Annotated in this window: 6 protein-coding genes and 1 pseudogene; all 7 read left to right on the top strand. The window is 37.3% G+C overall.

Features of this window, described 5'->3' with window-relative positions; all coding sequences use genetic code 11:
* The coding region (locus tag LG372_RS09620) for a zonular occludens toxin domain-containing protein (RefSeq protein WP_225742705.1) at nt 1-503 on the top strand (503 nt) is incomplete at its 5' end.
* Between the two features lie 265 nt (nt 504-768).
* Complete coding sequence (locus LG372_RS09615) at nt 769-1,728, top strand: protein rep (protein ID WP_225742704.1); 960 nt, start codon at nt 769-771, stop codon at nt 1,726-1,728.
* A 585-nt stretch (nt 1,729-2,313) separates the two neighbouring features.
* Entirely contained in the window at nt 2,314-2,607 is a 294-nt protein-coding gene (locus LG372_RS09610) for a hypothetical protein (protein WP_050144797.1), read from the top strand.
* Complete coding sequence (locus LG372_RS09605) at nt 2,607-3,041, top strand: hypothetical protein (RefSeq protein ID WP_050144800.1); 435 nt, start codon at nt 2,607-2,609, stop codon at nt 3,039-3,041. The genes LG372_RS09610 and LG372_RS09605 overlap by 1 nt, the downstream gene beginning before the upstream one ends.
* Before the next feature lie 64 nt (nt 3,042-3,105).
* A complete protein-coding gene (locus tag LG372_RS09600) occupies nt 3,106-3,246 on the top strand; it encodes a hypothetical protein (protein WP_004248381.1) in 141 nt (46 codons plus the stop codon).
* A gap of 42 nt (nt 3,247-3,288) precedes the next feature.
* Complete coding sequence (locus LG372_RS09595; protein WP_225742703.1) at nt 3,289-4,947, top strand: hypothetical protein; 1,659 nt, start codon at nt 3,289-3,291, stop codon at nt 4,945-4,947.
* 338 nt (nt 4,948-5,285) lie between these two features.
* Nucleotides 5,286-5,617 (top strand): annotated as a pseudogene (locus tag LG372_RS09590) (hypothetical protein); the annotation flags it as partial.

Here is a 5,617-nt window from a genome sequence, read left to right as displayed (position 1 = left end):
AACGTATGAGGAAGAAGTATCCTGAAGCGATTATTTGTACCAATTTCGGCTATGTTCATGAGCATGTAAGCATGAATAGCTGGCAACAGCTTTTCGAGCTGAGAAACGGTTTAAAAGGGGTTATATTTGCCATCGATGAGATACAAAATGAATATAACTCAAGCGCTTGGCAAAAATTCCCTGAAGGCTTGCTGGCAGAGATTACTCAGCAACGGAAACAGCGTATTAAAATTGTCGGTACAAGTCAGGTCTTTACACGTGTAGTGAAGCAGTTAAGAGAGCAGACATTTGAGGTTGTCGAGTGTCGAACGATTGCCGGACGGTGGACTTTTACTAGGGCTTTCGATGCGGAAGATTACAACGCAGTTTGTGAACGCCCTGAAGCAAAAATGAAGCTACGTCGATTGTGGCGAAGAAGTTTCGTCCAATCGAAAGAACTTAGAGAAAAATATGACACTTATGCCAAAATTCAAAAGATGGCTGAAGCGGTAAATAAGGGCTAAAAAAAGGGGCTGAAAGCCCCTTGAGAAAGCCCCCGGAGGGGGGTTTCTTCTTATCTTGATACATATAGAAATAATGAGATTTTGAAAAAAGAGTATCAAAATAGGTCAAAACCCTTGATTTTACTGGGTTTTAAGGCACAAAAAAAGCCTTGTTTTTTGTGAAAGCTTTTGATATAATTTAGGTGTTCAATCAAAATCATAAAAAGCTAGGAAAATTGCAAGGACTTTTTTCTATATTTCTTTGTAATTACAGGTAAATTATAACATGACAGAAGTCAAAAATCAAGTATTTCAGGATATATCAAAGACTGGAAAAGATAGAAAATGGAGAGAACGCAAATTAAAAAATATTGAACTGGCAGGACAGTTAGATATTTTGGGTTATCGTTCATTTGAGCGAGTATATCAATGTGCTGAAGTTCTAAAATTTGTTGAGCAGTCTGACGGAACGAAGAAACTATATCAGTCTTATTTCTGCAAAAATAAGCTGTGTGCTCTGTGCAACTGGAGAAGGTCGATGAAGTACTCATATCAAGCAAGTAAAATTGTTGAAGAAGCTATGATTAGGCAACCGAAAGGGCGCTTTCTATTCTTGACTTTGACTGTCAAAAATGTGACAGGTCAAGAACTTAATCAGTCTATGACGGATATTTTAAGAGGGTTCAATAGACTGATGAAGTATAAAAAGGTTGATAAAAATCTGATTGGTTTTTTAAGAGCGACAGAGGTTACTTATTCCAAAGAATTAGACAGCTATCATCCTCATCTGCACGTTTTACTAATGGTTAAGCCAAGCTATTTTAGGTCAAAAGCTGACTATTTAAACCAGGAGGAGTGGACAGAACTTTGGCAGAAAGCTATGAAGCTAGACTATACTCCAATGGTTGATATTAGAGCAGTAAAAGCTGATAAAGGCAAAGGGCTAAAAGGTGCGATTTTAGAGACGGCTAAATATCCGGTCAAGCCGTTTGATGTAACGGACAAGAAAACGGATTTCACGGATCAGGAGAAACTACAAATTGTAGATGATATGCTGACAGGATTGCACCGAAAAAGACAAATTGGCTTTGGTAAGCTGTTTAAGGAAATCAAAAAAGACCTGGACTTTGATGATTTAGAAGATGGTAACCTTGTTCAAACTGGAGAGGATAAGGACGGCACTTCTTCAGGTCGTGAAATTGTAGCAATATGGAATTGGGAACGTAAAAATTATTATTTAAAGTAAAACAAAACAGAATAATGTGGTATAATTGAGTTATAAAATGTAATGCAATAGCACACCAAAGCCCCAGAGGATGGCAGTCCTCTAGGGCTTTTTTTACGTTCTTTTCAGATTAACGGGTATCTTGGGCTAGCTTCGGTCTTTGTCCTTGCTATCTAACCACTTGCAGATGTAGTGTGCAGCTACTTCCGCCATAATAGCAAGTAAGACGTCAAAAATGTAATGCAATAAGCTCACCTCCTTTCACGAACCATAGGAACGCAATCGGTAACCGAGAGCGATACTAGTATAGCAAAAAAAAGAAAAAGATGTAATAGATTGAAAAATAAAATTAGTTAATCGTTTTATGTCGCGAAAGTTCATTGGACAGTAAGCAGGGACAGATTAAACTTGAAATCGTGTTGGTGGGGCATTAGACCGACCGACAGACGATTTTAAAAGTTTAGTCCCTGGTTTCTTACTGTCAATGAAACGTGAAATAAATATATAATGGCTAAAATTAATCCAAAAAAAATTGGATTTTTTTCTTTTTTTTGAAATGTATTTACGAATATATAAGTGAACAACAAAAAAGAAAAGAGGAAAACAATGAAAAATGATGTTCTAATTTTGGGTGCTCGTCCCTATGATTTTACAGACGAGAAAACAAACCGTCAGGTGTCTGGTGTTTCCGTTTGGGTCTTGCCCCTCGTGAATGATGAGCCTGAAAACGTGGTAGGCTTATTGCCTGTAAAATACAGTTTGACACAAGCACAATTTGCCTTGCTTGCTCAAAAACCGCTACCAGCTAAGGCTGAAATGTTTATGACCGTCAATATTGCCACTAAAAAAGTTGCCTTTGACCGTTTTGAAAATGTTGAAGCGGTTGATGTGGCAGCATAATGAAACCTGAAGAAAATTCAAATTTCTCAAGTGTATTTGAGTCTTACAATAAAAGTTTACTTGAGAAATTGAATGAACAGACAAAAGCAACAAATAAAGTCTATGACGAATTAAAGAAATTTAATGAGCGCATTGATAAAGATAAACAGGAACAAGAGCAACTTGAAAAGAAAAAGCAAGATGAAAATCAAGAGAAGAAACAAGATTCTGATGAAATTCTAGAAGAATTGAAAAATCTATCTAAGCTGACAGAAGAAAACGGCAAGCAAACCGAGACTGATGAAAAAATAGCAAAGATAGTTACCAAAGTTGAAAAAGATTACGATTTGTACCATATGCAGGCAAATGTCATTACTTTTTACGGAGTGATTGTCATTCCTGGTCTCCTTTTATTTTTCTTTATAAACCATTTACTAAAACAATTTGTATTCTAAAAACTTGTCTATGGGTAAAGACGTTAAACTATACCTAAAAAAAACAATTTTGGAGGATTTTTCTATGATTACAGCTGACCTTTTAGCACCTGTTAAGGACGCAGTTTTGCAGGCAGTTCCGTCTATCTTGCCAGTTGGTGCCGCTGTGTTAGGAGCGAGCCTTGCTGTTCGCTTTGCAGTATCAACGCTCAAGAAATTCTTTTAATCAAAAGCACTCGAAAGGGTGCTTTTTTTGATAAGGAGCAAAATGAAAAAAATTATTAAAAAAATAGCAGTTTGTTTTTGTATTGTAGTTTTGATTTTTACGACTTCTAGACCTAGAACTGTAAAAGCTGAAGCGCTGACTTTGGGTGGCGGTTTGACTTATTTAGCAGGGGCAGGAGCCAGCGCGGCTTCTTTGCCTATTCTTATAATCGGACTTGCTGCCGTTTTGCTTTTAGGTCTTGTGGTCACGAATTGGGACGATATAGCAGCCTTTGGAAATGCGGTGGCTGATGAATTGAGATTGGCAGGATATGCTTTATCTAGTTTTGTAAATGGAACTTCTGTAAAGATCGATAATACATTTAAAAATGCTGTTTTGAAAGCATATAGCAAAACAGGAACAACCATGACAAAATACTATCCAACTACTGATTATTCAGGTGGTACGGTTGTTAAAACAGGTTTATTAAATACTAAAGACAGATTAGATGCTTCGATGTATCTTGAATATCTAGACCATGATTTCCCTTATTCGGATAATGTGGTTAATAATATTTACGGTAAATCAAATATATTTCTGAGTACGGCTCCTCCATCATCTTGGAAAAGTTTGAATAGCTCGTACACTGGAGCAAATCAGTATGTTTTAAGTTCTATCACGGTTATTACGTCATTTGAGCCGACGACGGCAAAAGTTGCTTATTTTGACCTTATAAATTTGGGAACACAAAAAGAGGTCAGAGACGCAAATGGAAATTTGACTAAATTGATTTTGACGATTACAGCGCAAGAGGTTGCGGATTTTGTTTCTGGAAAGGAACATGTAACGGAGTTTGCGACAGCGTTGGCTTCTGATAAGCCTGTGACGATTACAGATGTTTCAATCCCCGAATTAGGGATAGGGAGTGTTAGAGAGGAAATAAGTACAGCGAATATGATGCAGACAGCTATGACAGTAAAAACTGCAGAACAGTATATAAATGTTGCGTTTCCTGAAGCGTCAACAACTGTGACATTTAATAGTCAGGCAGCTGCTATAGGGGCAACGTTGCCACAAATTGGCACGTTATCAGATTATGCTCTTACAGGGGCGCAGACAGATGAACTTGCAAGGGTTAGAGCAGGAACAGCGACAGGATCATTAACAGGGGCGCAGACGGCAACAGGAACGCTTGTGGGAGCAGGAACAGGCTGGCTTGATAAGATATTAGATTTTCTAAAAAAATTGTTAAACGCTATTTTGAGCATACCAGGAGCAATTTTAGATGGACTAAAAGCGCTTTGGGATTGGCTTGCTAAAATATTACAAGCTATTCTTGCTATTCCTGGGGGAATTATAGGGATTTTAAGTAAGATATGGGAATTTCTTCAAACTCTCTCAAAAGTGATTGCTGACGCTATTACAGGGGCCATAACGTGGACATTCTCTATTGATGAAACATGGCTAAGAGGACGCTTGAGCAGTTTAAATGACACTTTCAGGAGAAAATTCCCTGTGATGGTTCCTTTAAGGTATGATTTTAATGATAAGGACACAATAAGTGATATGAGTGTAAATATTTTGGGTTCTAACTATGTGATATTAAACGGAGCAACAGCAACAAAATTGGCTTCGCCAATTAAGATGGTGTTTAGAGCCTTAGCTTATGTTTTGATGGCTTTATTCTTTGCTAGAAAGTTCCATAAAGTGGCGGAGGATTAAAATGGTTCAAGGGATTTTAAGTGTTTGTTTTAAAATTTTAGAGTGGTTGATAGGCTTATTTCCGTCATTTGAGTTCGTCAATAATTTTGTATCAGCGTTAAACGCGGTATCTAATATTTTATATGAGGCATCGCCATTTGTGCCTTTTAGAGATATTTTTATCTGTATAGGGTTGATATCTACTTTTTATGTTTCGCTTTTCGGTACGAAATGTATAAATTGGCTTATACATCGAATACCGTTTATTAATTAAAAAAATAAGAAAGGGTAGGCAGGATAAAACGGAAAGCCCGCATTTGCGGGCGCCCGTTTTATCTGTTTAGCATTGGTTATTGTTTATGAGAAAAAAAGGTATTCGAGGAAAGCAATTTGAGGTGCTTTCGGAAAAGCCTGCATATTTGAAGATTTTTAGCTTTATAGGCGCTTTGTCTTATGATTTGTATCATCGTATCAAGAACGGAAAAGAATTTAGAGAATACGGTCTGACCTTGTATTGTGGTCGTCAGGGTGGAGGAAAAACAATGGCGATGACTGAATATCTCGAACGTATGAGGAAGAAGTATCCTGAAGCGATTATTTGTACCAATTTCGGCTATGTTCATGAGCATGTAAGCATGAATAGCTGGCAACAGCTTTTCGAGCTGAGAAACGGTTTAAAAGGGGTTATATT

The sequence above is a fragment of the Streptococcus sp. Marseille-Q5112 genome, assembly GCF_916700555.1.
GTDB lineage: Bacteria > Bacillota > Bacilli > Lactobacillales > Streptococcaceae > Streptococcus > Streptococcus symci.
Note: the sequence above shows the minus strand (reverse complement) of the source record. Positions and strands in the feature narration are given on the sequence as shown.

Coding starts and splice junctions, on each gene's coding strand:
- LG372_RS09615 (WP_225742704.1), top strand. CDS start 769: ATGACAGAAGTCAAAAATCAAGTATTTCAGGATATATCAAAGACTGGA.
- LG372_RS09605 (WP_050144800.1), top strand. CDS start 2,607: ATGAAACCTGAAGAAAATTCAAATTTCTCAAGTGTATTTGAGTCTTAC.
- LG372_RS09610 (WP_050144797.1), top strand. CDS start 2,314: ATGAAAAATGATGTTCTAATTTTGGGTGCTCGTCCCTATGATTTTACA.
- LG372_RS09600 (WP_004248381.1), top strand. CDS start 3,106: ATGATTACAGCTGACCTTTTAGCACCTGTTAAGGACGCAGTTTTGCAG.
- LG372_RS09595 (WP_225742703.1), top strand. CDS start 3,289: ATGAAAAAAATTATTAAAAAAATAGCAGTTTGTTTTTGTATTGTAGTT.